This window comes from Cupriavidus lacunae, assembly GCF_003353055.1.
GTDB lineage: Bacteria > Pseudomonadota > Gammaproteobacteria > Burkholderiales > Burkholderiaceae > Cupriavidus > Cupriavidus lacunae.
Window position 1 is genome coordinate 114929 of the sequence record NZ_QKWJ01000014.1, and the last position, 25768, is coordinate 140696.

Sequence of the window (25768 nt, forward strand, 5' to 3'; positions counted from 1 at the left end):
CGCTTCCTGCGCCCGGTTGCCCTCCTCATTTTCCTGTCTTTCCCTGCCAACCCAATCAGCGGAGTTCCCATGCAGCACATCACAGACGCGATGATCGATGCCCACGTCAGCCCGGAGGATGCCCGGCAAGTCATGGAAGCCGCGTTTTCCAGCTTCGGGCGCGGCGACGCCGCGATGCAAGAGCGCATTCGCACCGAGGCGGGCGGCGTCAAGCTGTCCACGCTCGGCGCGGTGCTCCCGCAGCAGGGCGTGGCGGGCGCCAAGGTGTACACCACCATCAACGGCCAGTTCTCCTTTGTCATCCTGATCTTCTCGACCGATGACGGCCGGCCGCTTGCCTCATTCGACGCCGGCGCCATCACGCGCCTGCGCACGGCCGCCTGCACCACGCTCGCGGCGCAGCGGCTGGCCCGGCCCGGTGCCCGCACGCTGGCGCTGTTCGGCGCCGGCACGCAGGGCGTGCAGCACGCGCGCCAGCTCAGCGAGACGCTCGGGCTGGCGCGCATCCTGGTGTCCGATCCGCACGCCGATGCCGGCATGCCGGCGCGGCTGTCGGCGCTGTGCGGCATCCCGGTCACGCTGGCAGAGCCCGATGCTGCCGTGGCCGAGGCCGATATCGTCGTCACCGCCTCGCGCGCGACCACCCCGCTGTTCGCGGGCGCATCGATCCGGCCTGGCGCTTTCATCGCCGCCATCGGCTCCAGCCTGCCGCACACGCGTGAACTGGACGACACCGCGCTGCGCCGCGCCGCCGCCGTGGTGGTCGAGTGGCGCCCGCAATCCGTGCGCGAGGCCGGCGACATCGTGCTGGCCGATCCGCAGGCTCTTCCCCGCGAGAAGATCGTCGAACTGGGCGAGGTGGTCCTTGGCAAGGTGTCGCCGCGCCGGCGGGACGACGACATCGTGATCTACAAGTCGGTCGGCGTAGGGCTGGAAGACGTGGCGCTGGCGGGCTTCGCGTGGTCCCGCATCACTGGCGCGGCGGACCGCCGCGCGGCCTGAGCCCCATCGCCCGGTCCGTTCCGGGTAAACACTAGCGTGATTAGTCAACGAAGCCCTTGTCGTCATTCGATGAATGTATATAGTATACAACCATGCAGGGCCGATCGATTCGAGAAGCGGTCCCGGCATCCAACCCACTCAATTGCCCCACATCGCCAACCAGGAGCCTCCGCCATGGCCGAACTGATGAACCGTGAAGCATTCCGTGCCGCCCTCGAAGAAGCCATCAAAGGCAAGAGCGCCAACAAGGCGCCGTTCAGCGTGGCCTGGGCCAGCGGCAAGCTGACCCGCGCTCATCTCGCGCGCTGGGCCGAGAACCACTATCACTACGTCGGCCCCTTCGCGGATTACCTGGGCTACATCTACGCCCGCACGCCGGACCGCTATACCGAAGCCAAGGATTTCCTGCTCGCCAATATGTATGAGGAAGAGATCGGCGGCGACCGCCATACCGACCTGCTGATCCGCTTTGCCGAAGCCTGCGGCACCACCCGCGAGCGCGTGATCGACCCGGACAATATGTCGCCCACCACCCGCGGCCTGCAGAGCTGGTGCTACGCCGTGGCCATGCGTGAAGACCCGATCGTGGCGGTGGCCGGCCTGGTGGTCGGGCTGGAGTCGCAGGTGCCGTCGATCTACCGCAAGCAGACCCCGACACTGCGCGACAAGTACCAGTTCACCGACGAGGAAGTCGAATTCTTCGACCTGCATATCGTTTCGGACGAGATCCATGGCGAGCGCGGCTACCAGATCGTGCTGGAGCACGCCAACACGCCGGAACTGCAGCAGCGCTGCCTGAAGATCTGCGAGATCGGCGCGCAGATGCGGCTGCTGTATACGACGGCGCTTTATCACGACTACGTCGAGAAAGAACTGCCGCTGCCCGAACTCGAGATGGCCGCCTGAGCGCCGCCTCCCTACCGGATCGACGATGACCGTATTCCTCAACCATATCGACGGCGAATGGACGGCCTGCCAGTCAGGCCGCACCTTCGACAACGTCAACCCGGCCGATACCGCCGATCTCGTGGGCCGCTTCCAGGCGTCGGCCGCGGTCGACGCGCAGGCGGCCGTCGCCGCCGCGGCGGCTGCGTTCGCCGGCTGGAAGAAGACCCCGGTCGGCAAGCGCGCCGCCATCCTCAACCGCGCCGCCGACCATCTTGAGGCCAACGCCGACAGCATTGCCGCCGAACTGACCCGCGAGGAAGGCAAGGCGCTGGCGCTGGCCCGCGACGAGGTGCTGCGCTCGGCCCAGACGCTGCGCTTCTATGCGGTGGAAGGGCAGACCTTCACCGGCGAGGTGTATCCGAACGACGACCCCGACCAGCTTGTCTACAGCCAGCGCGAGCCGCTGGGCGTGGTCACGGTGATCGCGCCGTGGAATTTCCCGGTATCGATCCCGGCCCGCAAGATCGCCCCGGCGCTGGTGACCGGCAACACGGTGGTGTTCAAGCCCTCCTCCGAGGCGCCGCTGTCGGGCTACCGGCTGGCCGAGGCGCTGGTCAAGGCCGGGTTGCCCAAGGGCGTGCTGAACTTCATCACCGGCAGCGCGGCGGAAATCGGCGCGGCCATCACCGAGGCGCCGTCCGTGCGGGCGATCTCGTTCACCGGCTCGTCGCGTGCCGGCGAGCAGATCCACCGCGCCGTGCCGCTGACCACGCGCACACAGATGGAACTGGGCGGCAAGAACCCGCTGATCGTGATGGAAGATGCCGACCTCGATCGCGCCGTCGACCTGACCATCAAGGGCGGCTTCTCGCTGTCGGGGCAGGCATGCACCGGCACCAGCCGCGTGCTGGTGGCGGAGGCGGTCAAGGCGGCATACACCGAGCGGCTGCTGGCGAAGGTGGCGACGCTCAAGGTCGGCAGCGGCATGACCGCCGGCATGGACCTGGGGCCGCTGGCTTCGCACAAGCAACTGGAAACGGTGCTGCGCTATATCGAGATCGGCAAGTCCGAGGCGACGCTGCTGTGCGGCGGCGCGCGCCTCGCCGGCGGCGACTTCGACAAGGGCTTCTACGTGGCACCGACGGTGTTCACCGACGTGACCCAGCAGATGCGGATCGCGCGCGAGGAGATTTTCGGGCCGGTGATTGCCATCCTGGGCTTCACCGACTACGCCGACGCCATCGCCAAGGCCAACGATACCGAGTATGGCCTGGCCGCGGCCATCGTCACCAGCAATCCGCGCTACATCCACCACTTCGCCACGGACATCGAGGCGGGCACGGTCAAGGTCAACCGCACCACCACCGGCAACCTGGTCAACGCGCCGTTCGGCGGGGTCAAGCGCTCGAGCACCTCGACCTTCCGCGAGTCGGGGCGCACCGGGCTGGAGTTCTATACGCAGGTCAAGACGGTCTACCGCGGCGCCTGAGCCCGGCCGTTGCAAGGAGTCACAGAGACATGAAAAAAGCCATCAAGCTGGAACTGCGCGAAGCGCGCCACATGGTTGCCGCCGCGATCCGGCGCTCCGAGGAAATCGGTGTGCTGGAATCGATCTGCGTGGTCGACGAGGGCGGCTATCCGCTCGCGCTGGAGCGCATGGACGGCGCCCGCATCACCGGCCCGCAGATCGCATGGAACAAGGCGTTCACGGCCGCTGGCCACAAGCGCTCCACGCACCTGTTCACGACGCCGCCCAACGGGCCGGCGCTGCCTGGCAACGAGGCGTTTGGCATCCAGTGGAGCTTCGAGGGCAAGTTCGCCGCGTTCGTGGGCGGCTTCCCGATCGTGGTCAACGACGAGGTGATCGGCGGCATCGGCCTGTCGGGCGGCAACGGCGAGCAGGACACGCAGGCCGGACTGGCCGCGCTGCAGGCGCTGGCTGAACTGCTGGCGCCGCAGGACCTGAAGGTGCTGGTGCAGGCCGATATCAAGAAGTAAGTACAAGTCAGCACGATTCTCGCGGAGGTTCCATGTCGTACCGCATTCAGATCGCCGAGACCCAGCAGGTCTTTTTCGTTGAACGCGGCGAGACCTTGCTGCAGGCCGCCGGGCGCGCCAGCATCGCCTTGCCGCACGACTGCCAACTGGGCGGCTGCGGCACCTGCCGCATCCGCCTGCTCGACGGGCAGGTGCGGTATGACGAGGAACCGTTCGGCCTGGCCCCGGACGAGGCCGCCGCCGGCTTTGCGCTGGCCTGCCAGGCGCAGCCGCTGGGCGACCTGGTCATCAGCACGGCGCGCGACGATGAAGCATGCGCCGAGCCGGCGCGGTATCGGGCGCTGGTGCAGGCCGTGCGCCCGTTGTCGGCCGACGTCCTGCACATCGAACTGGAAGTGCCGGACGCGGGGGCGCTCGACTACCGCCCGGGCCAGTACCTGAAACTGCTGAGCGAGGACGGGCGCGCGCGCAGTTTCTCGATGGCCTCGGTGCCGCGCGACGGACGCGTCGACCTGCACGTGCGGCGCATCCCGGGCGGCGCCTTCACCGATGGCATCCTGCCCCAGATGAAAGCGGGCGACGCCGTTGACGTCGAACTGCCGCTCGGCAGCTTCTTCTACCGCGCCAGGGATTACCGGCCGCTGCTGATGGTGGCCACCGGCACCGGGCTGGCACCGATCAAGGCCATCCTCGAATCGCTGATGGACGATCCCGACTGCCCGCCGGTCTCGCTCTACTGGGGCATGCGGCAGCCGGATGACCTGTACCTGCACGCCGATATCCCCGCCTGGGGCGAACGGCTGTACGACTTCCAGTACGTGCCGGTGCTGTCCCGTGCCGGCGACGCATGGCAGGGACGGCGTGGCTACGTGCACGATGCGGCGCTGGCAGACCTCGGCGACCTGAGCGAGCATGCCATCTATTTGTGCGGTTCCCTAAACATGATTCGCGACGCGCGCGCCGCTTTTATCGAGCGCGGGGCCAGTTCGGATCACATCTACGCGGACAGCTTCACCTTCCAGCATGATTGATAAGACATGGCCGTTTGCAGCTTGGGGCGTGGTATACAATGACGCCAGCCTTCCCGCCTACGCCTCTGCCGACCCATGTCCATCACTCCGTCTCCCGCCGCGTCCGCCGAGCCGCTGAGCCTCGGTGCCAGCCACTCGCCGCTGTTCGCCCTTGTCACCGACAAGCTGCGCGAAGGCATCCTGAACGGCAAGTACGCCCCCGGCGAACGGCTGGTGGAGAACAAGCTGTCGGCGGAGCTGGGCGTGTCGCGCATCCCGGTGCGCGAGGCGCTGCGCGCGCTGGCCAGCGAAGGCCTGGTGGTGATCGAGCCGCGCCGCGGTGCAACGGTGGCCAGCCTGTCGCCAGTGATCGCGCGCGAGATGGTGGAGGTGCGCGCGACGCTGGAAGGGCTCAACGCCAAACTCGCCGCGCAGCGCCGCGACCCGGCGCTGGTTGCGGAGCTGGAAACCGTGCTGCGCCAGGGCATGGATGCCGCAGCGCAGGGCCGCGCGGATGAGCTGCTCGCCCTCAATACCCGCTTCCATGAAGTGCTGGGCACCATTGCCGCCAACAGCGTGCTGCAGGAAATGATGCGTTCGCTGCGCGAGCGCACCGCGGTGCTGTTCGGGCCGGCCAACGTGGTGCGCGCCCGCCAGAACTGGGACGAGCACGCCCAGATCCTGCAGGCGGTCATTGCCGGCGATGCCGACCTTGCCGCCTTGCTGGCCGCCCGCCATGTCTACAGTGCCGCCAAGGCGGCAGACTTGCCGGTGGACGGGCAGGGCAGGGCAGAGGCGGCCTGAGGGCGTCGGGCCCCGGTCTTTTCCTCCCCCTTTGCCCCCGTTTTCAGCCTTTCGTTGCATGCCCGGCAATTGGGCATTGCATGCGCCGTCATGACGCATTGCACCAATTTAGGTATACTGTAGGCATTCCAGATCCATAGGGATTTACCATGCAGTCGCCTGAGCAACGCTATCTTTCGCAACCCGTCGGCCAGCAACTGTTGCACCACTATGCCGCCCGCAATGCCGTTCGCCATGCCACGCCGCTGCTGCCGCTGCGCCTGCGCGATATCGGCCGCTTCTTTCTGGCGCTGGGCGGCCGCGCCCCACGCCGTGGCCATTGCTGATCCAGTCTGACTGACCCGGCGGCGCTTTCACGCCGCCGTTGCCTCCTGGCAGGTGTTCTACCTGCCTACTCTTCCCCAGGTTCTCCCTTCCGCCGCTGCGCCCCGCCAGCGGCGCGTCCGCGCGTGCGTGGCACTTTCTCTTGCGCTCGGCGCAATACGGAATATAGTATACCAACGCATTCGCAATACCTTCCGAAGCCTGTCCTATATGCCCCCACCGCGCCGCCCCCGGCGCGGATAACGACAAGGAGTCGATGTGAACCTGTCCGACCGGACCACCGGCGGTTCTCCGCCGTTATGGGAGGTGGCACAGCGGCTCGCTGCCGGTGAAATCTCAGCGGTAGCACTGGTGGATGGCTGCGAGGCCGCCTGGCGCGACTGGCACGGCATCATCAATGCGCTGGTGCTGTCGGACTTCGATGCCGCCCGCGCCGCCGCGCTGGAAAGCGACCGGCGCCGCCGTGCCGGGCAGTCGCGCGGCGTGCTGGACGGCGTGCCGTTCTCGGTCAAGGAATCGTTCGACGTCGCCGGCTGGCCGACCACTTGCGGCAATCCGGCCATGCAAGGCCGCGCGGCCCAGCGCGACGCCGTGGTGGTGCAGCGCCTGCGCGATGCCGGCGCCGTCCTGCTCGGCAAGACCAACGTCCCGCTCGGCCTGCGTGACTGGCAGAGCTACAACGCCATCTACGGCACCACCCGCAATCCGCGCGATCCGTCGCGCACGCCGGGCGGTTCTTCGGGCGGCAGCGCCGCGGCGGTGTGTGCGGGCCTGTCGTATTTCGATGTGGGATCCGATATTGGCTCCTCGCTGCGCAATCCGGCACACTATTGCGGCATCTTCTCGCTCAAGCCGAGCCATGGCCTGGTGCCGCTGGCAGGGCATGGCGTTGGCTCGGCCCGCTTCGGCGAGCAGGACATCAATGTCGCGGGCCCGCTGGCACGCAGCGCGCGCGACCTGGAACCGGTGCTGCGGGCCATCGCCGGTCCGCACGGCGATGAGGCGCTGCCTTACCGGCTCGACCTGCCAGACTGCCCGCACCAAGAGTTGGCCGACTTTCGCGTCGCCGTGTTGCCCACCCATGCGCAGGCTGAAGCCGACGGCGAGGTCGCCGCGCAGATCGAACAACTGGGCCACTGGCTGGCCGGACAGGGCGCGCGCGTGGACTGGCATGTGCGGCCGGACTTCGATGCCGCCGAACTGTGGCACGTCTATGTGACGCTGCTGCGCGCGACCACCGCGGTGCACATGGACGACGCGGCCTACGCCGATGCGCTGGCCCGCAGCGCCAGCGCCGCCGCGGATGACCATGCCTACGCCACCCTCCAGTACACCGGCGCGACCCTGAGCCATCGCGACTGGCTGCGCCTGCAGGTGGCCCGCGAACGCTTTGCCACGGCCTGGCGACGCTTCTTCTCCGACTATGACGTGCTGCTGTGCCCCGCCGCGGCCACCACCGCCTTCGCGCTGAACGAAGAGGGCGAGCCCTGGCAGCGCAGCCTCACCGTCAACGGCCGCGCGCAGCCGATGACCACGCAATTGTTCTGGGCCGGCCATTCCGGGCTGTGCGGGCTGCCTTCGGCGGTCGCGCCGATCGGGCCGGGCAGCAGCGGCCTGCCGGTCGGCGTGCAGATCGTCGCCGGCCGCTACCGGGATCTCACCGCACTGCGCTTTGCCAGCCTGCTGGAAGACGCGGGCTATGCCTTCCGGCCTCCGCCGCGGCCGTCTGTCTTGCCGGCGAACCACAACAACTAAGCCACCACAACACACACACCACAGGGAGGGATCATGTTCGACTGGTTCCGTGATTTGTCGCGCATGGAGCGCAAGGGCTTTTATGGCGCGTTCCTTGGGCATGCGGTCGATGTCTTCGACTTTATGATCTATTCATTCCTCATCTCCACGCTGCTCGGGCAGTGGGGCATGAGCAAGTCGACGGCGGGCGCCATCGTCACGTGGACGCTGGTGTCGTCGCTGGTGGGTGCGATCGGGGCGGGCATCCTGGCTGACCGCTACGGGCGCGTGCGGGTGCTGCGCTGGACCATCGTGGTGTTCGCGGCGGCCTGCTTCCTGTGCGGGCTGGCGCAGTCGCCGGAGCAGCTGATGGTGTTCCGCATGATCCAGGGCCTGGGGTTTGGCGGGGAGTCGTCGCTGTGCATGGTGCTGGTGACGGAGATGATCCGCAACCCGGCCCATCGCGGCAAATACTCGGGCTTTACCGCCAGCAGCTATTCCTTCGGCTGGGGCGCGGCAGCCATCGTGTACGCGATCGCCTTCAGCGTGCTGCCGGCCGAGACCGCCTGGCGGGTCTGCTTCTTCCTCGGCATCCTGCCGGCGCTGGTGGTGATCTACCTGCGCCGCAACCTGGAAGAGCCGGAAATCTTCCTGAAGAGCCGCGCGGCCGGCCGGCAGGGAACGGCGCTGGCAGGCCTGGGCCGCTTGTTCCGTGGGCCGCTGTTGTCCAAGACCTTGCTGTGCAGCCTGCTCTCCGGCGGGATGCTGGGCGCGTACTATGCCATCGCCACGTGGCTGCCGACCTTCCTCAAGACCGAGCGCGGCCTGTCGGTGTTCGGCACCAGTTCTTACCTGGCGGTCACCATCATCGGCTCATTGATCGGCTATGTGGCGGGCGCCTACGCCACTGACCGCTGGGGCCGGCGCCTGACCTACATCGCCTTCGCGGCCGGGGCGTTCCTGGCGGCGCTGGTCTATATGGTGATCCCGGTGTCGAATACGTCGATGCTGTTCCTGGGCTTCCCGCTGGGCATCCTGATGCAGGGCGTGTTCGCGGGCATCGGCGCGACGATCTCGGAGTCTTATCCGAACGATATCCGCGCGACGGGGTATGGGGTGTCGTATAACGCCGGCCGGGTGATCGGCTCGCTGTTCCCGCTGTCGGTGGGGTGGCTGAGCACGGGGCATACCTCGCTGCCGAGCGCGATCGCCATCGTGGCGGGTGTCGGCTACGCGATGGTGGTGGTCGCCGCGGTGCTGTTGCCCGAGACCACCGGCATGGACCTGGGACAGGCGGGCGGCGGTGGGGAGAAGGAAGAGAGCCCGCCACTGGCGCAGCCTGCAGGCACGGTCGCCTGAGGCCGGTCTTGGTTGCAAGGGTGCGCCGCGCGCCCTTACAACACCCACGCCGAAATCGCCGGCAGCATCAGGCTGGCCCCGATCCCGATCAGCACCCCGAACGCCACCCTGCGCGTCGTGGTCGGCGAGAAGGGCGGCGGGAAGCGCCGGCCCAGCAGCGTGGCGATCACCACCACCGGCACGGCAATGGCGGCCTGCACGCACACCGCGGTGTCGAGCTGCCCCTGCCAGGCCGAGAACAGCGTGCGCACGCTGGAGGTCACGGTAAAGACCAGGATCAGCGCGCAGCGGATTTCCACCGGCTTCATCGGCTGCCGGTAGAACTGGAAGATCAGCGGCGGGCCGGAGACGCCGAACATGCCGCTCAGCAAGCCGCCGAACACCCCGCTCATGAAGAAGCTGCGGTCGCCCGAGCGTTGCGCCAGCGGCGCGGGCTTGAGCGCGGCGCTGAGGCCGCCGTAGAGGATCACGGCGCCCAGCAGCAACTGCAGCAGGGTGGCCGCGCTGCTGCTCAGGTATTCCAGCACCAGCACGCCCACCACCACCGATGGCAGGATGCCGATGGCCGCCGCGCCGACCGCGCGCCAGTCGATATGCTGCATCTTGCCGGGCAGCGCGCAGGCGCTGTTGGCCAGCGTGACCAGGCTGACCACCGCGGCCACGGTGGCCACTGGCGCCAGGCCGAGTCCGCTGGTGGCGCCCATCACGATCATGCCAAGGCCAAAGCCGGTCACCGTCTGGAAATAGGTGCCGGCGCCGAGCAGGGCCTGCAGGCCCAGCAGCGGCAATAACAATTCTGCTTTCATGCCGCCGCCTGCTCGCCCTTGCCGGCCTGCTCCGCGGTCGCTTGCGCCTGGACCACGGTGACGGCGATGACATGGAACACATCGTCGGCGCTGCAGCCGCGCGACAGGTCATTGGCCGGCTTGCTCAGCCCCTGCAGCATCGGCCCGATGGCCTTGGCGCCGCCGACGCGCTCGGCCAGCTTGTAGCCGATATTGCCGGCCTCCAGGCTGGGGAACACCAGCACGTTGGCATGGCCGTTCACCTGCGAATGCGCGACCTTGCGCGCGGCGATCTCGGCGACGATGGCCGCGTCGAGCTGCACGTCGCCGTCGATGGCCAGGTCCGGGCGCTGCGCGCGCACGCGCTCGGTGGCGGCCACCACCTTGTCCACCGCCGCGTGGTGGGCGCTGCCGCTGGTCGAGAACGACAGCATGGCCACGCGCGGCTCTTCCATCAGCAACGTGCGGGCGCTGTCGGCCGCGGCCATGGCGATGTCGGAAAGCGCCTCGGCATCCGGGTCCACCACCAGCCCGCAGTCGGAGAAGATCAGCCCGCCCTTGAGCGTGTGGAAGGGCTCGCACAGCATCATCAGGAAGAAGCTCGACACCAGCCGGAAGCCGGGCGCCAGCCCGATCAGCTGGATCGCGTTGCGCACCACGTCGGCGGTGGTGTGGGCGGCGCCCGCCACCGAGCCGTCGGCATGGCCCAGCCGCACCATCAGGTTGGCGAAGCACAGCGGATCGAGCACGGCGCGCTTCGCTTCATCCAGCGTCATACCCTTCTTCTGGCGCAGCGCAAAGAGCTGCTGCGCGAAAGAGGGCGTGAGCGCCGAGGTGGCCGGGTCGACCAGCGTCATGCCGTCCAGCCCGATGCCGTGGATGGCCGCGGCGGCATTGATCTGGCGCGTGTTGCCGACCAGCACGATGCGGGCGATGCCTTCCTGCGTGGCGCGTTGCGCGGCCTGCAGGATGCGCGGGTCTTCGGCCTCGCACAGCACGATGCGGCGAGGCGCGGCGCGGGCGCGGTCGATGATGCGGAGGATGGCTTTCATGGCGGTTGGCTCGGTAAAACTGAAAAAAGGGCCAGCGACCTGCGCTATGCCCTTGGTGTTCTCCCCTCTCCCGCTTGCGGGAGAGGGGCCGGGGGAGAGGGCAGGCGCTCGCAATGCTGCCGCCCCTTACTTCGTGGACGCACCGGCCCTCTCCCCAACCCTCTCCCGCAAGCGGGAGAGGGAGCACGCCGTCAGCTGGCAGTGCGCAGTACTTCGATCAGACGTAGTCCTTGTACTTGTCCAGGTAACGCACCGGCTTGGCCAGCGCATCGCGGCGGAACGGGTCGCCCAGTTCACGGGTGCACATGATCTCGATGATGGTGGTCTTGCCGTGGTTCATCTGCAGGTCGATGGCGCGCTTGAGTGCCGGGCCCACGTCCTCCAGGCGGTCCACCACGATGCCTTCGGCGCCCATGGCCTTGGCGATCTCGGCGAAGCTCTGGTTGTCGAGCTCGCCCGCGACGAAGCGGCGGTTGTAGAAGTCCACCTGGTTCTTCTTCTCCGCGCCCCACTGGCGGTTGTGGAAGACCACCGCGGTCACCGGGATGTTGTGGCGCACGCAGGTCATGGTTTCCATCAGGCTCATGCCCCAGGCGCCGTCACCGGCGTACGACACGGCCGGGCGGTGCGGTGCCGCCACCTTGGCGCCGATGATGGTCGGGAAGGCGTAGCCGCAGTTGCCCCAGCTCATCGCCGCGAAGAAGCTGCGCGGCTTCTCGAAGCGCAGGTAGCTGTTGGCCACCGAGTTGATGTTGCCGATGTCGGTCGACACCATCACGTCTTCCGGCATGGCCTTTTCCAGCTCGCGCAGCACCTGGCGCGGATGCAGATAGTGGCCGCCGGTGGGCGTGCGCTCCTGCTTCTGCTCTTCGATCATGTCCAGGCTGTACGGGTCGCGCTCATGGGTCCAGTCGTCCAGCTCCTTCTCCCATGCGGCCTTCTCGTTGGCGATGTCGGTGGCGCGGGCGTCGCGGCTGGTGTCGCAGGCCAGCGTGCGGCCGGCCAGGCGCTGGGTCAGCGCGACGGCGGCGGCCTTGGCGTCGCCGCAGATGCCCACCGAGATCTTCTTCACCAGGCCCAGCATCTTGTGGTCGGCGTCGATCTGGATGATCTTGGCGTTCTTCGGCCAGTAGTCCATGCCGTGCTGCGGCAGCGTGCCGAACGGCCCCAGGCGCGAGCCCAGCGCGATCACCACGTCGGCGCGCGAGATCAGCTTCATCGCGGCCTTCGAACCCTGGTAGCCCAGCGGGCCGCACCACAGCGGGTGGCTGGCGGGGAACGAATCGTTATGCAGGTAGCTGTTGACCACCGGCGCGCCCAGGCGCTCGGCCAGGGCCTTGCATTCCTCGATCGCATCGGCCATCACCACGCCGCCGCCCGAGATGATCACCGGGAACTTGGCATTTGCCAGCAGCTCGGCGGCTTCGTTCAGGCTGTCGTCGCCGCCGGGGCCGCGGTCGAGGCGGCGCGGCTGCGGGATCTCTGCGGTGATCTTGCCGTAGAAGTGGTCGCGCGGGATGTTCAGCTGGGTCGGGCCCATTTCCGACATGGCGCGGTCGAAGCAGCGCGCGGTGTACTCGGCCATGCGCGCCGGGTTGGTGACGTGGCCCTGGTACTTGGTGAACTCCTGGAACATCGGCAGCTGGTTGGCTTCCTGGAAGCCGCCCAGGCCGATGCCCATGGTGCCGGCCTCGGGCGTGACGATCACCACCGGGCTGTGGGCCCAGTAAGCAGCGGCGATCGAGGTCACGCAGTTGGAGATGCCGGGGCCGTTCTGGCCGATCACCACGCCATGGCGGCCGGACACGCGGGCGTAGCCGTCGGCCATATGGCCGGCGCCTTGCTCGTGCACCACCGGGATCAGGCGGATGCCCGCCGGCGCGAAGATGTCCATCGCATCCATGAAGGCCGAGCCCATGATGCCGAACATGTCGGTCACGCCGTTGGCGGCCAGCGTTTCGACAAAGGCTTCGGACGGGGTCATGGTCTGCGGGCCGGCCGGAACCTGGCCTTCCTTCGCGGCGGCCGAGCCACCGGAAACGGCGGGATTCGAGGTGGTATCGAGGTCGCGCATGGCGTTGTCTCCTGATGAGGGTCTTATAAAATGGAACAATGCGTTCCGGAAAATTGCGTGTTGGGGGAAATGTAGGCGGAAGACTTCAGTTGGTCAATAGGAAGTTTTGGTTTACGGAATGAAACCGACAAAAAAACGAGACAAACGTGCTTTCATGGTGCCGTATCAGGCACTATCAGCCTATTCAAGTGGAGGCTGCCCAGCGGAAGGGCGGGAAATCAGCGAGACAATGCAGCGCCGATGACATACCGGCGCTGAGAAGGAGGGGGAGGGATGGGGGGCCGCGGGTGACGCGGCGGACGGAAAGAGGGGGGGTCAGCGCTCCGACAGCGCCTCCAGCACCGGCAGGTTGCCTTCGCCGAAGCCGTCGTGGCCGTCGCGCTGGACGATCTCGAAAAAGAACTCGCCCGCCTCGCGCTTGACGAACGCCTGCTGGAAGCGATCCCGCGTGCCGTCGGTGCGCACGGCGCCGTCGACGAGGATGCCGTAGCGCTGCAGCGCGGCCAGGTCCAGGCCATGGCCGGGCAGGCGCGTGTCGACCGAATCGTAGTAGGCCGCCGGCGGTTGCACGAACTGCACGCCGTTGCCCGTCAGCGCCGCGGCGCTGGCGAGCAGGTCGGCGCTGGCCAGCGCAATGTGCTGGATACCTTCGCCGTGCTGGTCCGACAGGTAGTGCCGCATCTGGTCATGGCGCGGCGTTCCCTTCTCATACAGCGGAACGCGAATGCGCCCGCACGGCGATACCAGAGCACGCGCCTCGCTGGCGACCTGGATTTCGCAAAAGCCCAGCACCTTGCGATAGAACTCCAGCCATTCCTCCAGATGTCCCGGCTCGACCGCCTGGGTCAGGTGGTCGACGCGCAGCAGACCCGCGCCGGCTGCATTGGCGGCCTGCGGCAGCGGGCGGAAATCGACGTCGTAGATGGAGATGTCGCCCACGTCGCCCGGCCGGCCTTCCTTGCCGCGCCAGCGGTCGATGAAATAGATAATCGACTGGCCGATGCCCTGGATCGCGGGGATATTGAGTTCCATCGGCCCCACCGTGCCACCCTCGAACGGCCAGGCGCCGGCTTCCAGCGCGCGCGCGAAGGCGGCCGCGGCATCGTCCACGCGGATGCCGATGGCGCAGATAGACAGGCCGTACTCGCCCGCATAGCGCGTCGCAAACGAATCCGGCTCGGCATCCACGATGAAATTCATCTCGCCCTGCCGGTACAGCTTCACGGCCTTGTGGCGGTGGCGGGCAATGGCGGCAAAGCCAAAGCGTTCAAGGGTCCGGCCCAGTGCGGCCGGGTCGGGCGAGGCAAATTCGATGAACTCGTAGCCCCGGATACCCAGCGGGTTGTCCCAGGTCTGGATATCGTCCGCGCGCGGGGAAATGACATCTGCGGCGTTCATTGGGTTGCTCCTGTTGGGTGGCGTGAGGGCGGTGCCGAGGCATTGCGGCGTCGATCGGATCATAGCAACGCACCCCCGCAGGGCCGCGTCCGGACAGCGAGCCGCGGCACCTCGTAGAAACCCGAACTGCGCGCCTTGATCGCGCATATGCGTTCACTGATCGCGCATTATGCCGCATGAGGCTCTTGGCGACGCCTGTACGGACCACTAATCTCCGGTCAACGAAACGCGCTCCGACTCCGGCAGATCCGCCTGCCGGCCGCCGGGCCAACGCCCCCGAACCTCTGGAACATCATGATCAACGGCAAGACCACGCTCATCCCGCACCTTGGCTATCCGACTGAGTCGTTCAAGGCGCCGATGATCTACAACCCCTGGTTTGCGCAGCAGGGCATCGATGCGGTGGTCGTGCCGATGGGCGTCAGGCCCGACGACTATGCCGACGTGTTCCGCTCCCTGTTCCGCCTGACCAACATCCGCGGCGCGCTCGTGACCATGCCGCACAAGGTCGCCACCATGGAACTGGTGGACGAACTCACGCCGGCAGCCCGCATCGCCGGCGCCTGCAATGCCGTGCTGCGGCGCGACGACGGCAGGCTGGTCGGTGAGCAGTTCGACGGCGCCGGCTTTGTGCGCGGCATCGTGCGCAAGGGCTGCCGGCTCGAAGGCGCACGTGCCATGGTCTCGGGCAGCGGCGGCGTAGGCAGCGCGATCGCCGCGTCGCTGGCTGAAGCCGGCGTGGCGGAACTGGCGCTGTTCGATGCCCGCGAGGGCGCCGCGCGTGCACTGGCCCGGCGCCTCGCCGAGCATTACCCGGCCTTGCGCGTGACCACCGGCACGGCCGATCCGCATGGCTGCGACGTGGTGGTCAATGCCACCCCGCTCGGGATGAATCCCGGCGATCCGCTGCCGTTCGACGTCGCGCGCATCGATCCCGGTGCGATGGTGGGCGAGGTTGTCATGAAGCACGAATACACCCCCTTCCTCGAGGCGGCGCTGGCGCGCGGCTGCAAGGTACAGGTCGGCACCGACATGCTGTTCGAAATGATCCCGGCCTACCTCGAGTTCTTTGGCTACGGCACGACCACGCCCGAAGCGCTGCGCGCGGTCGCGCAGATCCGGTATTGAGGGCCCGCGCCCACGCCCTGATCAACCGCCGAGCGGATGCCGTCACATAAAGGCACGCCGGCAAGCATTTCCAATCTAACGGTGGAGACAGACAAGATGACCACGACTCACAAGGAGCTGCCGGCTGCTGCGGCACCCGGCAACTCGCTCGGCGACAAGATCCGCGCCGCCTTTGCCTTCGGCAAGGTCCGCTGGGGCATGCTGGCGCTGGTGTTCTTCGCGACCACGCTGAACTACGTCGACCGTGCCGCGCTTGGCGTGCTGCAGCCGGTGCTGGCCAAGGCCATGGCCTGGACCGCGCAGGATTACGCCAACATCAACTTCTGGTTCCAGGTGGGCTACGCGATCGGCTTTGCGCTGCAGGGACGGTTTATCGACATGGTCGGTGTCAAGCGCGCCTTCGCGCTCGCGGTGCTGCTGTGGAGCATCGCATGCGGCGCCCATGCGTTCGCGGCCTCCGCGATCGGCTTCATGATCTGCCGCTTCTTCCTTGGCTTGTCGGAGGCGGCCAACTACCCCGCCTGCGTCAAGACCACGCGCATCTGGTTCCCGGCGAGCGAGCGCGCCATTGCCACCGGCATCTTCAATGCCGGCACCAATGTTGGCGCCATGCTCACTCCGATCATGCTGCCGCTGATCCTGCAGGCCTGGGGCTGGCAGGCAGCCTTTATTGCCATCGCCTCGCTGGGTGCGATCTGGCTGGCGTTCTGGTATGCCCGCTACCACAACCCGGAACAGCACCCGACCGTCAGCGCCACCGAACTGGCCCACATCACGCACGACGTCGAACCGCCGCCGCACCGCATCCGCTATTCGCAAATCCTGCGCATGCGCGGCACCTGGGTCTTTGCCCTGGCCTACGCCATCACCGCGCCGGTATTCTGGTTCTACCTGTACTGGCTGCCGCCGTTCCTGAACCAGCAGTACCAGCTCGGCATCAGCGTCACGCAGATGGGCCTGCCGCTGATTGTGATCTACCTGGCGGCCGACGTGGGCAGCGTGGGCGGCGGTGCGCTGTCGTCGTGGCTGATCAGCCGCGGCATGCCGGCGGTGCGTGCGCGCCTGCTGTCGATGCTGGTGTTCGCGGCCTGCATTACTTCGGTAGTGATGGCCGCCGGCGCCAGCAGCCTGTGGATGGCCGTGGCCGCAATCTCGGTCGCCATCGGCGCCCACCAGGCGTGGACCGCGAATATCTGGAGCATGGTGATGGATTACACGCCCAAGCATGTGGTCAGCTCGGTGTTCGGCTTCGGCGGGATGATCGGCGCCATCGGCGGCATGTTCATGACGCAGCTGGTCGGCTACGTGCTCACCGCGACGCACAACAACTATTCGGTGCTGTTCACGATGATCCCCTGCGCCTACTTCATCGCACTCACCTGGCTGTTCTTCCTGGCCCCGCGCAAGGTGCCGGACGCCGCCTGACCCTTCTCATCGCGTCAAAACAACTAAACACCGAGACTAAACCCCGATGCAAAAACGACTGATTGCGCTGCTCGCGCTGGGCGCGGGCAGCCTGCCCGCGCTCGCCCAGACTTCCGGCGGCGTCACGCTCTACGGGCTGCTGGACACGACCATCCGCTACAGCACCCATGAAGACGCGGCCGGCCACGGCCGCACGCAGATGACCGATGGCGTGCTCACTGGCAGCCGCTGGGGCCTGCGCGGCACCGAGGATATCGGCGGCGGCAACAAGGCCTGGTTCATCCTGGAGTCGGGCTTTTCGCCCGATACCGGCAGTAGCCAGCAGGGCGGGCGGCTGTTCGGGCGCACCGCCGTGATCGGGCTCGACGGCGACTACGGCAAGCTGGCGATCGGCCGCCAGTACACGCTGGCGCACGAACTGCTCTCGTCCTACGAGGCCATGGCCTTTGCCAACAATTCCATTGTCGGCTACCAGGGCGGCAACTACACCGGGCTGCGCTACGACAACACCGTCAAGTACATCAAGAGCTTCAACGGCTTGCAGGTGGCCGCGGCCTACACCTTCGGCGAGGTGCCGGGCAGTATCAAGAGTGGCTCGGCCGCGGCTGGTTCGCTGGCCTACACGTCGGGGCCGCTGGAGATCGGCGCCGTGTACCAGCAGACGCAGAACGTCAGCACGGCATTTTTCGGCGCCGTGCCGGCGGCTCAGGCGAGCAAGCAGACGGTGTGGGGCCTGGGGGGTACGTGGAAAGCGGCTCGGGCGCAGTATTACCTCGGCTATACCAACAACCGGCTCGATGTGGCGGACTATCGCAGCAACGTCGGCTATGTCGGGACGCGGTTCAACATCACCGACGCGCTCGCGTTTATCGGCACGCTGCAGTATGACTGGCTGCGCCACGCGGGGCAGGGCGGCAAGCGGCTGACCACGGCGGGCATGCTCGACTACAACTTCAGCAAGCGCACCGATGTATATGTGGAGGTGGATTACACCCATCTGCAGGGGCAGTGGATCGCGCTGAACAGTGCGCCGGCGTTCGCTAACAGCGGGAATACCTACGGCAATGCCTCGCGCCTGGGTGTGATGGCGGGGGTACGACACAAGTTTTGAAGGGGGGGTGCCGCCGCGCATCGCCCGATGCGCGGCGGCATCCGCTTGATCTGCCTTATTCAGCCGCGGCCGCTGTCACCAGCGCCAACGCCTCAACCGCCAACGCATACCCCTTCACCCCCAGCCCCGCCATCACCGCCCGCGCCACCGGCGAAATCCACGAGTGATGCCGGAACGCCTCGCGCGCATGCACGTTGGAGATGTGGTATTCGACCACCGGCACCGACGCGCCCTTGATCGCATCGTGCAGCGCGATCGACGTATGTGTCAGCGCGCCGGCATTCAGCACCACGCCGATCATCTCTCCCTGCGCGCACAGCTGCCCCGCCTCGTGGATCCAGTCGATCAACTGGCCTTCATGATTGGTCTGCCGGCATTGCGCCTCCAGCCCGAGCCGGTGCGCGGCCTGCTGGCAGATGCGCTCGACATCGGCCAGCGTTTCGCTGCCATAGACCGCAGGCTCGCGGTTGCCGAGCAGGTTGAGGTTGGGCCCGTTGAGCACCAGTACTGTCTTCATCGTGTCTCCCGTTGCGTTGCATGTGCGCGGCCGCGCCACTGGCGCGGCCATCGCGGATAGCCTATCGTTAGTCCCTTCTCCGATCATCGACGGCCATGGAAACTCAGAATGCGCTTACGGCGAACAATGACCCGTTCCTGCGGGACCTGCGGCTGTTCTGCACGGTAGCGCGGCGCGCCAGCTTTATCGCCGCCGCCAACGAGACGGGCATTTCCCCGGCCCATGTCAGCAAGCGCATCGCCATGCTCGAGGCCATGCTCGGCGCCAGGCTGTTCCACCGCACCACGCGCCGCGTCAGCGTGACGGCCGAGGGCGAGAGCGCCTTCGCGTGGGCGCAGAAGATCCTGGAAGACGTGGACGGCATGCTTGAAGCTGTGGGTGCCACCGGTGGCGAGCCGCGCGGACTGCTGCGCATTGCCACCAGCGTGCGGCTCGGACGCCGCCATGTGGCACCGGTGCTGTCGCTGCTGCGGCAGCGGCATCCGGGGCTGGAGGTCTGGCTGGAACTGCTCGACCGGCGCGTCGACCTGATCGGCGAGAGCTTCGACCTGGATCTCCGCGTGGGCGAAGTCGAGGAACCCCACCTCATCGCCAGCAAGATCGCCACGGGCAGCCGCGTGCTCTGCGCCGCGCCCGCCTACCTGGCGCGGCGCGGCATGCCGGAACACCCGGGCGAGCTACCCCGGCACGACTGCCTGCTGCTGCGCGAACGCGACCAGGCCTTTGGCGTATGGCGGCTGCAGGGGCCGCACGGGTGGGAGACGGTAAAAGTGACCGGACCGATGGCATCGAACCATAGCGACGTGACCCATCAATGGGCGCTGGAAGGCTTCGGCATCATCATGGCTTCGGTCTGGGACGTGGCCGCGAGCGTGCGCGCGGGCGAACTGGTGCGCGTGCTGCTAGGCTGGCAGCAGCCGGCCGATATCTGGGCCGTGACCAGTGCGCGGGCGTCGGCCTCGGCCAGGATGCGCGCCTGCCTTGAGTTCCTCAAGGCGCAGCTGTCAGAGGGGCCGCACGCGCTGGCGACGACGTTGGACTAAAGCACCCGCATGATCAGCAGCGCGGTGTCCTGCAACACCTGCAGCACCCGGTCCAGCGCCTGCTGCGGGGTCTCGTCGCCGATCGGCATATTGACGGAGAGCGCGGCGATCACCTTGCCGTGGCGGTCGCGCAGCGGCACCGCGATGCCGCGCACGCCAGTCTGCAGCTGCTGCTCCAGCATGGCGTAGCCCTGCGCGCCGGCCTTGCGGATCTCTTCGAGCAGACGCTCGTGCTGCAGGATGGTGTACGGGGTATAGGGGGCGAGCACGACGGATTCCAGCCATTCGCGCACCTGCTGCTCGGGGCGCGAGGCCAGCATCATCACGCCGGCCGAGCCCAGCGGCGCCGGCACCCGCGCGCCCAGCACGAAGCCGGTGCTCATCACGCGGCTGGTGCCGGTGCGGGCGATGAAGACCAGTTCCCAGCCATCGAGCACGCTCAGGTAGGCCGCTTCGCCGAGCTGGGCGGTGATCTGCTGCAGGAAGGGCTGCACCGTGCGCGGCAGCCGTGCGGAATCGAAATACGACCAGCCCACCTTGAGCACGCGCGGCGTCAGGCTGAACAGCGTGCCGTCGCTGGTGGTGTAGCCCAGGTGCTCCAGCGTCAGCAGGTAGCGCCGCGCGGCAGTGCGCGTGAGCCCCGTCAACTGCGCCGCCTGGGTGGGCGTGAGGCGCGGATGATCGTTGTCGAAGGCCTCCAAGATGGCCAGGCCTTTTTCCAGGCCGGCGATCCAGTCGCGCCGGTTGAGCGGTTCCTTTTCCATGGTTAACCCTAGTTCGGCGCGATTGATGCGCGCCATAGAGCGATTGTCGCACGGTGGCGCGCGAATTGTGGTTGTTGACGGGCTGCCCGACCCATAACCTTTGGGGCAATACCGCCACCTTGCTATCGCCATGACCGCAGCCCGCTATCCCCTCCCGAAATCGATCGCCACCGTCTCGCTGTCCGGCACGCTGCCGGAAAAGCTGGAAGCCGCCGCGGCCGCGGGCTTCGACGGTGTGGAGATCTTCGAGAACGATCTGCTGCATTTCGACGGCTCGCCCGCCGAGGTGCGCCGCATGGCAGCCGATCTTGGCCTGCAGATCCTGCTCTACCAGCCTCTGCGCGACTTCGAGGCCATGTCCGGCGACGTGTTCGCACGCAATCTGGCGCGCGCCGAACGCAAGTTCGATGTGATGGCGCAGCTTGGCGCGGAGATGGTGCTGGTTTGCAGCAATGTGCAGGAGGCGGCCATCGACGACCCGGCCCGTGCCGCCGCCGACCTGCGCCAGATGGCCGAGGCCGCTGCGCGGCGCGGACTGCGCGTGGGCTATGAGGCGCTCGCCTGGGGCCGCCATGTGCGCCGCTGGCAGCAGGCGTGGGAGATCGTGCAGCGCGCTGATCATCCCGCGCTGGGGCTGGTGCTGGACAGCTTCCACACGCTGTCGCTGGACGATTCGCTGCAGGGCCTCGACGCGGTGCCGGCGGACAAGATCTTCTTCGTGCAACTTGCCGACGCGCCGCGCCTGTCGATGGATGTGCTGTCGTGGAGCCGGCACTACCGCAACTTCCCCGGCCAGGGCGACTTGCCCGTGGTCGACTTTGCCCGCGCCGTGCTGCAGGCCGGCTACGCCGGCCCGTTGTCGCTCGAGGTGTTTAACGACGACTTCCGCGCGGCGCCGGCACGGCTGACGGCACAAGACGGGCTGCGCTCGCTGATCTGGCTCGAGTCCGAGGCCGGCGGCGCGCCGCTGCCCGCACCGCCGGTGCTCGGCGGCGTGGATTTCGTGGAGTTCGCGGTCGATTACGTGGCTGGCCGCGAACTGGCGCAACGGCTGGAATCGCTTGGCTTTGCCCATGCCGGGCGCCACCGCTCCAAGGCGGTCGACCTCTACCGCCAGGGCGGCATCAACCTGATCCTGAATGCGGAGCAGGACAGCGCCGCCGCCGAGCACTTCCAGCTGCACGGGCCGTCGGTGTGTGCTATCGGCCTGAAGGTGGACGACGCCCGCCGCGCCACGGCGCGCGCCCGCGCGCTGCTGTGCAAGGAGTGGCGCGAGCCGGTCGGGCCCGACGAGCGGGTGATTCCCGCGCTGCGCTCACCCGACGGCATGCTGTTCCACCTGATCGACGACCGCGACGCCGATCGCAGCATCTACGAAAGCGATTTCATGCTCGATGCGTCGGCGCAAGCAGTTCACCATGGCGCCGGGCTTTGCGCCATCGACCATCTCGCGCAAGCGCTGCCGGCCAACCGGCTCGACAGCTTCGTGTTGTTCTATCGCTCGGTGTTCGGCATGCAGCCGGAGGCGGTGCACGAGATCGCCGATCCGTATGGCCTGGTGAAAAGCCGCGCCATGGTCAGCCCCGGCCAGCACGTGCAGCATGTGCGTATACCGCTCAATGTGTCCGAGAGCGGCCGCACCGCCACCGGTCGCTTTGTTTCCGCTTACGCGGGCTCGGGCGTGCATCACATTGCGTTCCGCTCGGACCGTATCGAACAAACGCTGAAAGCGATCGACCGCAGCCGCGCCGCGATGCTGCACGTGCCTGACAACTACTACGACGACGTGGCCGCACGGCTGGCGCTCGACGATGGGCTGCTCGGTCGCCTGCAACGCCTAGACCTGCTTTACGACCGGGACGCGCTCGGCGAATTCCTGCACGCGTATACCGAGCCTTTCCACGAACGGTTCTTCTTCGAACTGGTGCAGCGTGCCGGATACCTCGGCTACGGCGCAGCCAACGCCGCGGTGCGCATGGCTGCGCAGGCGCAACTGCGGCACGGCTGAGGGGCTACGCCGCAGCGACCGGCCGCGCCGGCAACGCACGCTCGCGCGCGGCGGCCACCGTGCCACCTACGCCGCTGGCGCCAATCAGCGCAACGCCAAGCACGGACCAGGCATCGGGCAGGTAGGCGAACGCCAGCCAGCCGCCCAGCATCGCAAACGCGATCTGCAGGTAGAGATAAGGCGTGAGCAGGCTGACCGGCGCGCGTGCGTAGGCAAGCACCAGGAACAGGTGGCCGGCGGTGCCGGCAAGCGCCATGCCGGCGAGCAGGCACCAGTGCCACACCGTGAGTTGGGCGGTCCATGCGAACGGCAGCGCTGCGGACAGCAGCACCGTGGCAACGCAGCCGGTATAGAAGTGCGTGGTGCCAGCCCCGTCGGCGCGGGTCAGCACGCTGGTCAGCAACTGGTAGGCGGCATTGCAGAGCACGGCTGCCAGCGGTAACAGCATTGCGGGCTGCAGGCCGGCGCCCGGCCGGATCACCACCAGCGCTCCGGCGAACCCCGTCAACAGGCAGAGCCAGCGCACGGCCGACACGCGCTCGCCGAGCATGGCCGCCGCGGCCAGCGCCATTACCAGCGGCGTCAGGCTCACCACGGCGGTGAACTCGCCCACCGGCAGGACTTGCAGGCTGAAGAACGCGCATCCGCTGGACACCAGCATGGTCACCGCGCGCACGCACTGCAACAGCGGACGGCGCGTGCGCAGCAGGGCGCGGCCGCGAGCCGGCAGCAACACTGCGCCAGTCAGCCCTGCCTGCACCAGGTAGCGCAGCCATAGCGCCATCACGACCGATACGGCCGCGCCGGCGATCTTTGTGAGCGTGTCGAGCGCGGCGAAGCAGGCTACTGCCGCCACCATCAGCACGATGCCTTGCAGTGCCCGGGCACCTCCCATGGGGCTCACGCCGCAGGCCGGCAAGCTGCGCTTGCCACGGCCATCCCTGTCTGCATCATGTCACCGGTCCACGTTGGCTTTGTCTTCGTGCGCAGGTTACTGGCAGGAGCGAGGGCAATAAGCGCAATGGATGGAAAGTCAGAATTCGCTGGCAGCGAATAATCCGGGACGATGACGGATAAGGCGCGGGGTGGGCGCGATCAATGGATAAAGCCACCCTTGACGAAGCGCACCGGCTCGGCGTCCATGCGCAGGAGCAGGGCAGTCAGTCCATCTGGTGTTTCCGCAGCATTGCGCGGGGTGTTGGCGCCGGGCCCCGACACGCACACGAGGTCTGCATCGGACCATTGCCGGCCGGACGCGCCGCGCGCACGCAGCCACCCGGCGCGGTCGGCCAGCAGTTGGGTGCCTGCCAGCCGTGCGGACGATTCACCGGCGATTGCCGCCACTGCCTGCCACGCCTGCGGCGAAGTGGCCGTGCAGCCCGCACGAAAGCGCGGCACCTGCGCCGGCGGGCGTCCGTCAGGCGTGACCAGGACGGTCAGGAAGCGGGGGTCCTCGTATGGCAGCGGCGCCGCGCCGTCGACCGCCACCAGCCGCACGCGCTGGCCGCCGCGCCATTGGGACAGCGCCAGCGGCGAGGCATCGGCGCAGCGGATGGCCATCTCCGGCAGCCGCAGCGGCACCGGCCAGTTGTTCTCGGCGCCGTTGCCGGCCGACAGCGCTTTCATGTAGTCGATCACGGCCCAGGCCTCTCGGTCGCCGAGCGCGTCGCGGAAGGCGGGCATGGTGGGCTGGCCGTGGCGGTCGCGTATGCCGGCCAGCACGTGCCAGAACAGCTCGCCATCGGCGCGGCGTGCCAGCAGCGGGCTGACCAGCGTGGGCGGCCACTGCGCGAGGCTGGCGGCCAGCGGCCCTTCGCCGCGCCCGTCCGCGCCATGGCAGCCGGCGCAATGCTGCGCATAGACGCGGGCGCCGAGGGCGATGGCATCGACAGAGAAGCGGGTAGGGCTGGCGTGGAAGCTGGTCGGCACAGCGGGTCCCAGCAGCAGCGATGCGCTTGGCCACGGCGCCGCCACCAGGGCGAGCGCACCGGCAGCCAGCAGCACGCCGCGATGGCGGCGCCATGCCAGCGCGATGGCAATCGCCAGCACGGCAAAGACAAGGGCGCACAGGCTCAGGCCGACCTGGCGCGCGAGGCCCAGGTCGATCAGCAGGGTTTCGCCCGCCACGCGCCGCGCCCACGGCCATGCGGGCTGGCTGTGGCTGTCGCCGGTCAGGCCAAAGGCATGCCAGAGCCACAGCAGTCCAAGCTGGAGTTTCTCGATCAGGACCAGCAGTGCATTGAGCCAAGCCTGCGGCGGGGGGCCGCTCATCGGGCGGCCCGCAAGGTGTAGCGCACGGCCATTACCAGCTCGCGTCCAGCCCCAGGTGGCGCAGCGCTTCGTGCCGCAGCGCGGTCAGCCGCGGATCGCCGCGATGGCGCGGGTAGGGCAGGTCGACCCGGATCTCTGCCGTGATGCGCGCCGGGCGCTGGCTGAAGATGATCACGCGCTGCGCCAGGAATAGCGCTTCCTCCACGTCGTGCGTGACCAGCAGCGCCGAGAAGCGCGAACGTTGCCACAGTTCGACCAGGTCACTCTGCATCGCCAGCCGCGTCAATGAATCCAGCTTGCCCAGCGGCTCGTCCAGCACCAGCAGGCGCGGATCGTTGAATAGCGCGCGCCGGCTCGGTGATCGGCGTGCTGTCCTGCAGGATCTCGCCGGCGGTGGGCTGGTCCAGACCTGCGACCAGCAGCAGCGTGGACTTGCCGTAGCAGCTGGGGCCGAGCAGCGCGACGAATTCACCGGGCGTGACGCTTGTGGCGGCCCGACGCCACCACAAGCGTCTAATGTGGTGTCTGTTGTTGCTCGATGTATTGGCGGATGATCTTGATGGATGCGCCGCCGCAGCATCCGGCGAAGTAGGACGGCGACTAGAGAGCGCCGCCCCACAGCTTCTTGTCGATGGTCGGGTAGTTCTTTTTGCGGATCATCCGGCTGGATACGCCCTTGAGGCCGCTTACCAAAATATACTATCGCCATGCAACGCCTCCAATCCTTCAAGTACGAGCTGATGCCGACCGGCGAGCAGCAGCGCCAGATGCGCCGCTTCGCCGGTTCGTGCCGGTCCGTGTTCAACAAGGCGCTGGCGTTACAGAAGAAGCGCCATGAGCAGGGAGAGAAGAAGCTTGGCTACGCCGGACTGTGTAAGCTTCTCACCGCGTGGCGCAACGGCCCAGAGACGCCGTGGCTGAAGGATGCGCCAACGCACCCGCTGCAACAGGCGCTCAAGGACCTGGAGCGAGCCTTCTATGAGGGCGAGGGTGTCAACCCCCTACAGTATTGAATTTCAGCATAGGGATGCATAGCGCGATAACTCTCTCCTTGCAAGCCATTCCTTTTCGTT

22 protein-coding genes and 3 pseudogenes are annotated in these 25768 nt (G+C 67.6%); 15 read left to right on the top strand and 10 right to left on the bottom strand.

The features are described 5' to 3' along the window. Positions 1–69 precede the first annotated feature (69 nt). The 9 genes from DN412_RS14205 (at position 70) to DN412_RS14240 (ending at position 9119) form a co-directional block, all read left to right on the top strand. Positions 70–1002 carry an ornithine cyclodeaminase family protein gene (locus DN412_RS14205; RefSeq protein ID WP_115212225.1) on the top strand — a complete coding sequence of 311 codons (933 nt, stop codon included), beginning with the start codon at positions 70–72 and terminating at the stop codon, positions 1000–1002. A gap of 174 nt (positions 1003–1176) precedes the next feature. Then, entirely contained in the window at positions 1177–1908 is a 732-nt protein-coding gene (locus DN412_RS14210) for an iron-containing redox enzyme family protein (RefSeq protein ID WP_115212226.1), read from the top strand. Positions 1909–1933: 25 nt separating this feature from the next. After that, positions 1934–3379 carry an aldehyde dehydrogenase family protein gene (locus DN412_RS14215; protein WP_115212227.1) on the top strand — a complete coding sequence of 482 codons (1446 nt, stop codon included), beginning with the start codon at positions 1934–1936 and terminating at the stop codon, positions 3377–3379. A 29-nt stretch (positions 3380–3408) separates the two neighbouring features. Next, positions 3409–3888, top strand: a complete 480-nt coding sequence (locus DN412_RS14220; protein WP_013953475.1) for a GlcG/HbpS family heme-binding protein — start codon at positions 3409–3411, stop codon at positions 3886–3888. A gap of 32 nt (positions 3889–3920) precedes the next feature. Next, entirely contained in the window at positions 3921–4919 is a 999-nt protein-coding gene (locus DN412_RS14225) for a 2Fe-2S iron-sulfur cluster-binding protein (protein WP_115212228.1), read from the top strand. A gap of 75 nt (positions 4920–4994) precedes the next feature. Next, positions 4995–5702, top strand: a complete 708-nt coding sequence (locus DN412_RS14230) for a GntR family transcriptional regulator (RefSeq protein WP_115212229.1) — start codon at positions 4995–4997, stop codon at positions 5700–5702. A 149-nt stretch (positions 5703–5851) separates the two neighbouring features. Further along, positions 5852–6028: a hypothetical protein gene (locus tag DN412_RS43780; RefSeq protein ID WP_167471094.1), complete on the top strand. Its 177-nt coding sequence runs from the start codon at positions 5852–5854 to the stop codon at positions 6026–6028. A 256-nt stretch (positions 6029–6284) separates the two neighbouring features. Further along, positions 6285–7781: an amidase gene (locus DN412_RS14235; protein WP_115212230.1), complete on the top strand. Its 1497-nt coding sequence runs from the start codon at positions 6285–6287 to the stop codon at positions 7779–7781. A 33-nt stretch (positions 7782–7814) separates the two neighbouring features. Then, on the top strand, positions 7815–9119 hold the full coding sequence (locus DN412_RS14240) for an MFS transporter (protein ID WP_115212231.1): 1305 nt from the start codon (positions 7815–7817) through the stop codon (positions 9117–9119). 35 nt (positions 9120–9154) lie between these two features. On the opposite strand, the gene DN412_RS14245 is transcribed toward DN412_RS14240, so the two are convergent. The 4 genes from DN412_RS14245 to DN412_RS14260 all read right to left on the bottom strand — a co-directional run bounded on the left by DN412_RS14245 (position 9155) and on the right by DN412_RS14260 (position 14428). Next, a complete protein-coding gene (locus DN412_RS14245) occupies positions 9155–9925 on the bottom strand; it encodes a sulfite exporter TauE/SafE family protein (RefSeq protein ID WP_115212232.1) in 771 nt (256 codons plus the stop codon). Then, positions 9922–10956: a phosphate acetyltransferase gene (gene pta / locus DN412_RS14250; protein WP_115212233.1), complete on the bottom strand. Its 1035-nt coding sequence runs from the start codon at positions 10954–10956 to the stop codon at positions 9922–9924. Before pta ends, DN412_RS14245 begins: the two co-directional genes overlap by 4 nt. A 217-nt stretch (positions 10957–11173) precedes the next feature. Next, positions 11174–12940, bottom strand: coding sequence for a sulfoacetaldehyde acetyltransferase (gene xsc, locus DN412_RS14255; protein WP_115212249.1), 1767 nt, complete (start codon positions 12938–12940; stop codon positions 11174–11176). A gap of 405 nt (positions 12941–13345) precedes the next feature. After that, entirely contained in the window at positions 13346–14428 is a 1083-nt protein-coding gene (locus tag DN412_RS14260) for a 4-hydroxyphenylpyruvate dioxygenase family protein (RefSeq protein ID WP_115212234.1), read from the bottom strand. A 294-nt stretch (positions 14429–14722) separates the two neighbouring features. On the opposite strand from DN412_RS14260, the gene DN412_RS14265 reads away from it, so the two are divergent. From DN412_RS14265 to DN412_RS14275, 3 genes are all read left to right on the top strand, one after another. Continuing rightward, positions 14723–15556: a shikimate dehydrogenase family protein gene (locus DN412_RS14265; RefSeq protein ID WP_115212235.1), complete on the top strand. Its 834-nt coding sequence runs from the start codon at positions 14723–14725 to the stop codon at positions 15554–15556. Positions 15557–15652: 96 nt separating this feature from the next. Further along, the gene (locus tag DN412_RS14270; protein WP_115212236.1) at positions 15653–16981 is read left to right on the top strand and encodes an MFS transporter; all 1329 of its coding nucleotides are present in this window, start codon (positions 15653–15655) and stop codon (positions 16979–16981) included. 46 nt (positions 16982–17027) lie between these two features. Then, positions 17028–18092: a porin gene (locus tag DN412_RS14275; RefSeq protein WP_115212237.1), complete on the top strand. Its 1065-nt coding sequence runs from the start codon at positions 17028–17030 to the stop codon at positions 18090–18092. A 55-nt stretch (positions 18093–18147) separates the two neighbouring features. Here the strand turns inward: DN412_RS14275 and aroQ are convergent, their stop codons facing one another. Continuing rightward, positions 18148–18609, bottom strand: a complete 462-nt coding sequence (gene aroQ / locus DN412_RS14280; RefSeq protein ID WP_115212238.1) for a type II 3-dehydroquinate dehydratase — start codon at positions 18607–18609, stop codon at positions 18148–18150. Positions 18610–18704: 95 nt separating this feature from the next. Between aroQ and DN412_RS14285 the strand changes: the two genes are divergently transcribed. Continuing rightward, positions 18705–19652 (top strand): LysR family transcriptional regulator, encoded by a 948-nt coding sequence (locus tag DN412_RS14285; protein ID WP_115212239.1) that lies wholly within the window; start codon positions 18705–18707, stop codon positions 19650–19652. On the opposite strand, the gene DN412_RS14290 is transcribed toward DN412_RS14285, so the two are convergent. Further along, positions 19649–20416, bottom strand: a complete 768-nt coding sequence (locus tag DN412_RS14290; RefSeq protein ID WP_115212240.1) for an IclR family transcriptional regulator domain-containing protein — start codon at positions 20414–20416, stop codon at positions 19649–19651. The two genes, DN412_RS14285 and DN412_RS14290, sit on opposite strands and share 4 nt — an antisense overlap. A 130-nt stretch (positions 20417–20546) precedes the next feature. Here DN412_RS14290 and DN412_RS14295 point away from each other — a divergent pair, with 130 nt between their 5' ends. Beyond that, positions 20547–22424, top strand: coding sequence for a bifunctional sugar phosphate isomerase/epimerase/4-hydroxyphenylpyruvate dioxygenase family protein (locus tag DN412_RS14295; RefSeq protein WP_115212241.1), 1878 nt, complete (start codon positions 20547–20549; stop codon positions 22422–22424). A gap of 4 nt (positions 22425–22428) precedes the next feature. Here the strand turns inward: DN412_RS14295 and DN412_RS14300 are convergent, their stop codons facing one another. From DN412_RS14300 to DN412_RS44520, 4 genes and pseudogenes are all read right to left on the bottom strand, one after another. Beyond that, positions 22429–23319: a DMT family transporter gene (locus DN412_RS14300; RefSeq protein WP_115212242.1), complete on the bottom strand. Its 891-nt coding sequence runs from the start codon at positions 23317–23319 to the stop codon at positions 22429–22431. Between the two features lie 200 nt (positions 23320–23519). Continuing rightward, the gene (locus DN412_RS14305) at positions 23520–24695 is read right to left on the bottom strand and encodes a c-type cytochrome (RefSeq protein WP_115212243.1); all 1176 of its coding nucleotides are present in this window, start codon (positions 24693–24695) and stop codon (positions 23520–23522) included. 31 nt (positions 24696–24726) lie between these two features. Continuing rightward, a pseudogene (locus tag DN412_RS14310) lies at positions 24727–25180 on the bottom strand (ATP-binding cassette domain-containing protein); the annotation flags it as partial. Between the two features lie 28 nt (positions 25181–25208). Further along, positions 25209–25388: pseudogene (locus DN412_RS44520) on the bottom strand (transposase); the annotation flags it as partial. A 14-nt stretch (positions 25389–25402) separates the two neighbouring features. Between DN412_RS44520 and DN412_RS14320 the strand changes: the two are divergent. Then, a pseudogene (locus tag DN412_RS14320) lies at positions 25403–25672 on the top strand (helix-turn-helix domain-containing protein); the annotation flags it as partial. Positions 25673–25768: the final 96 nt, after the last annotated feature.

What these genes read in the sequence shown, in the direction of transcription:
- DN412_RS14205 (WP_115212225.1), top strand. Translation starts at nt 70, where the DNA reads ATGCAGCACATCACAGACGCGATGATCGATGCCCACGTCAGCCCGGAG.
- DN412_RS14210 (WP_115212226.1), top strand. Translation starts at nt 1,177, where the DNA reads ATGGCCGAACTGATGAACCGTGAAGCATTCCGTGCCGCCCTCGAAGAA.
- DN412_RS14215 (WP_115212227.1), top strand. Translation starts at nt 1,934, where the DNA reads ATGACCGTATTCCTCAACCATATCGACGGCGAATGGACGGCCTGCCAG.
- DN412_RS14220 (WP_013953475.1), top strand. Translation starts at nt 3,409, where the DNA reads ATGAAAAAAGCCATCAAGCTGGAACTGCGCGAAGCGCGCCACATGGTT.
- DN412_RS14225 (WP_115212228.1), top strand. Translation starts at nt 3,921, where the DNA reads ATGTCGTACCGCATTCAGATCGCCGAGACCCAGCAGGTCTTTTTCGTT.
- DN412_RS14230 (WP_115212229.1), top strand. Translation starts at nt 4,995, where the DNA reads ATGTCCATCACTCCGTCTCCCGCCGCGTCCGCCGAGCCGCTGAGCCTC.
- DN412_RS43780 (WP_167471094.1), top strand. Translation starts at nt 5,852, where the DNA reads ATGCAGTCGCCTGAGCAACGCTATCTTTCGCAACCCGTCGGCCAGCAA.
- DN412_RS14240 (WP_115212231.1), top strand. Translation starts at nt 7,815, where the DNA reads ATGTTCGACTGGTTCCGTGATTTGTCGCGCATGGAGCGCAAGGGCTTT.
- DN412_RS14245 (WP_115212232.1), bottom strand. Translation starts at nt 9,925, where the DNA reads ATGAAAGCAGAATTGTTATTGCCGCTGCTGGGCCTGCAGGCCCTGCTC.
- pta (WP_115212233.1), bottom strand. Translation starts at nt 10,956, where the DNA reads ATGAAAGCCATCCTCCGCATCATCGACCGCGCCCGCGCCGCGCCTCGC.
- xsc (WP_115212249.1), bottom strand. Translation starts at nt 12,940, where the DNA reads ATGACCCCGTCCGAAGCCTTTGTCGAAACGCTGGCCGCCAACGGCGTG.
- DN412_RS14260 (WP_115212234.1), bottom strand. Translation starts at nt 14,428, where the DNA reads ATGAACGCCGCAGATGTCATTTCCCCGCGCGCGGACGATATCCAGACC.
- DN412_RS14265 (WP_115212235.1), top strand. Translation starts at nt 14,723, where the DNA reads ATGATCAACGGCAAGACCACGCTCATCCCGCACCTTGGCTATCCGACT.
- DN412_RS14270 (WP_115212236.1), top strand. Translation starts at nt 15,653, where the DNA reads ATGACCACGACTCACAAGGAGCTGCCGGCTGCTGCGGCACCCGGCAAC.
- DN412_RS14275 (WP_115212237.1), top strand. Translation starts at nt 17,028, where the DNA reads ATGCAAAAACGACTGATTGCGCTGCTCGCGCTGGGCGCGGGCAGCCTG.
- aroQ (WP_115212238.1), bottom strand. Translation starts at nt 18,609, where the DNA reads ATGAAGACAGTACTGGTGCTCAACGGGCCCAACCTCAACCTGCTCGGC.
- DN412_RS14285 (WP_115212239.1), top strand. Translation starts at nt 18,705, where the DNA reads ATGGAAACTCAGAATGCGCTTACGGCGAACAATGACCCGTTCCTGCGG.
- DN412_RS14290 (WP_115212240.1), bottom strand. Translation starts at nt 20,416, where the DNA reads ATGGAAAAGGAACCGCTCAACCGGCGCGACTGGATCGCCGGCCTGGAA.
- DN412_RS14295 (WP_115212241.1), top strand. Translation starts at nt 20,547, where the DNA reads ATGACCGCAGCCCGCTATCCCCTCCCGAAATCGATCGCCACCGTCTCG.
- DN412_RS14300 (WP_115212242.1), bottom strand. Translation starts at nt 23,319, where the DNA reads ATGGGAGGTGCCCGGGCACTGCAAGGCATCGTGCTGATGGTGGCGGCA.
- DN412_RS14305 (WP_115212243.1), bottom strand. Translation starts at nt 24,695, where the DNA reads ATGAGCGGCCCCCCGCCGCAGGCTTGGCTCAATGCACTGCTGGTCCTG.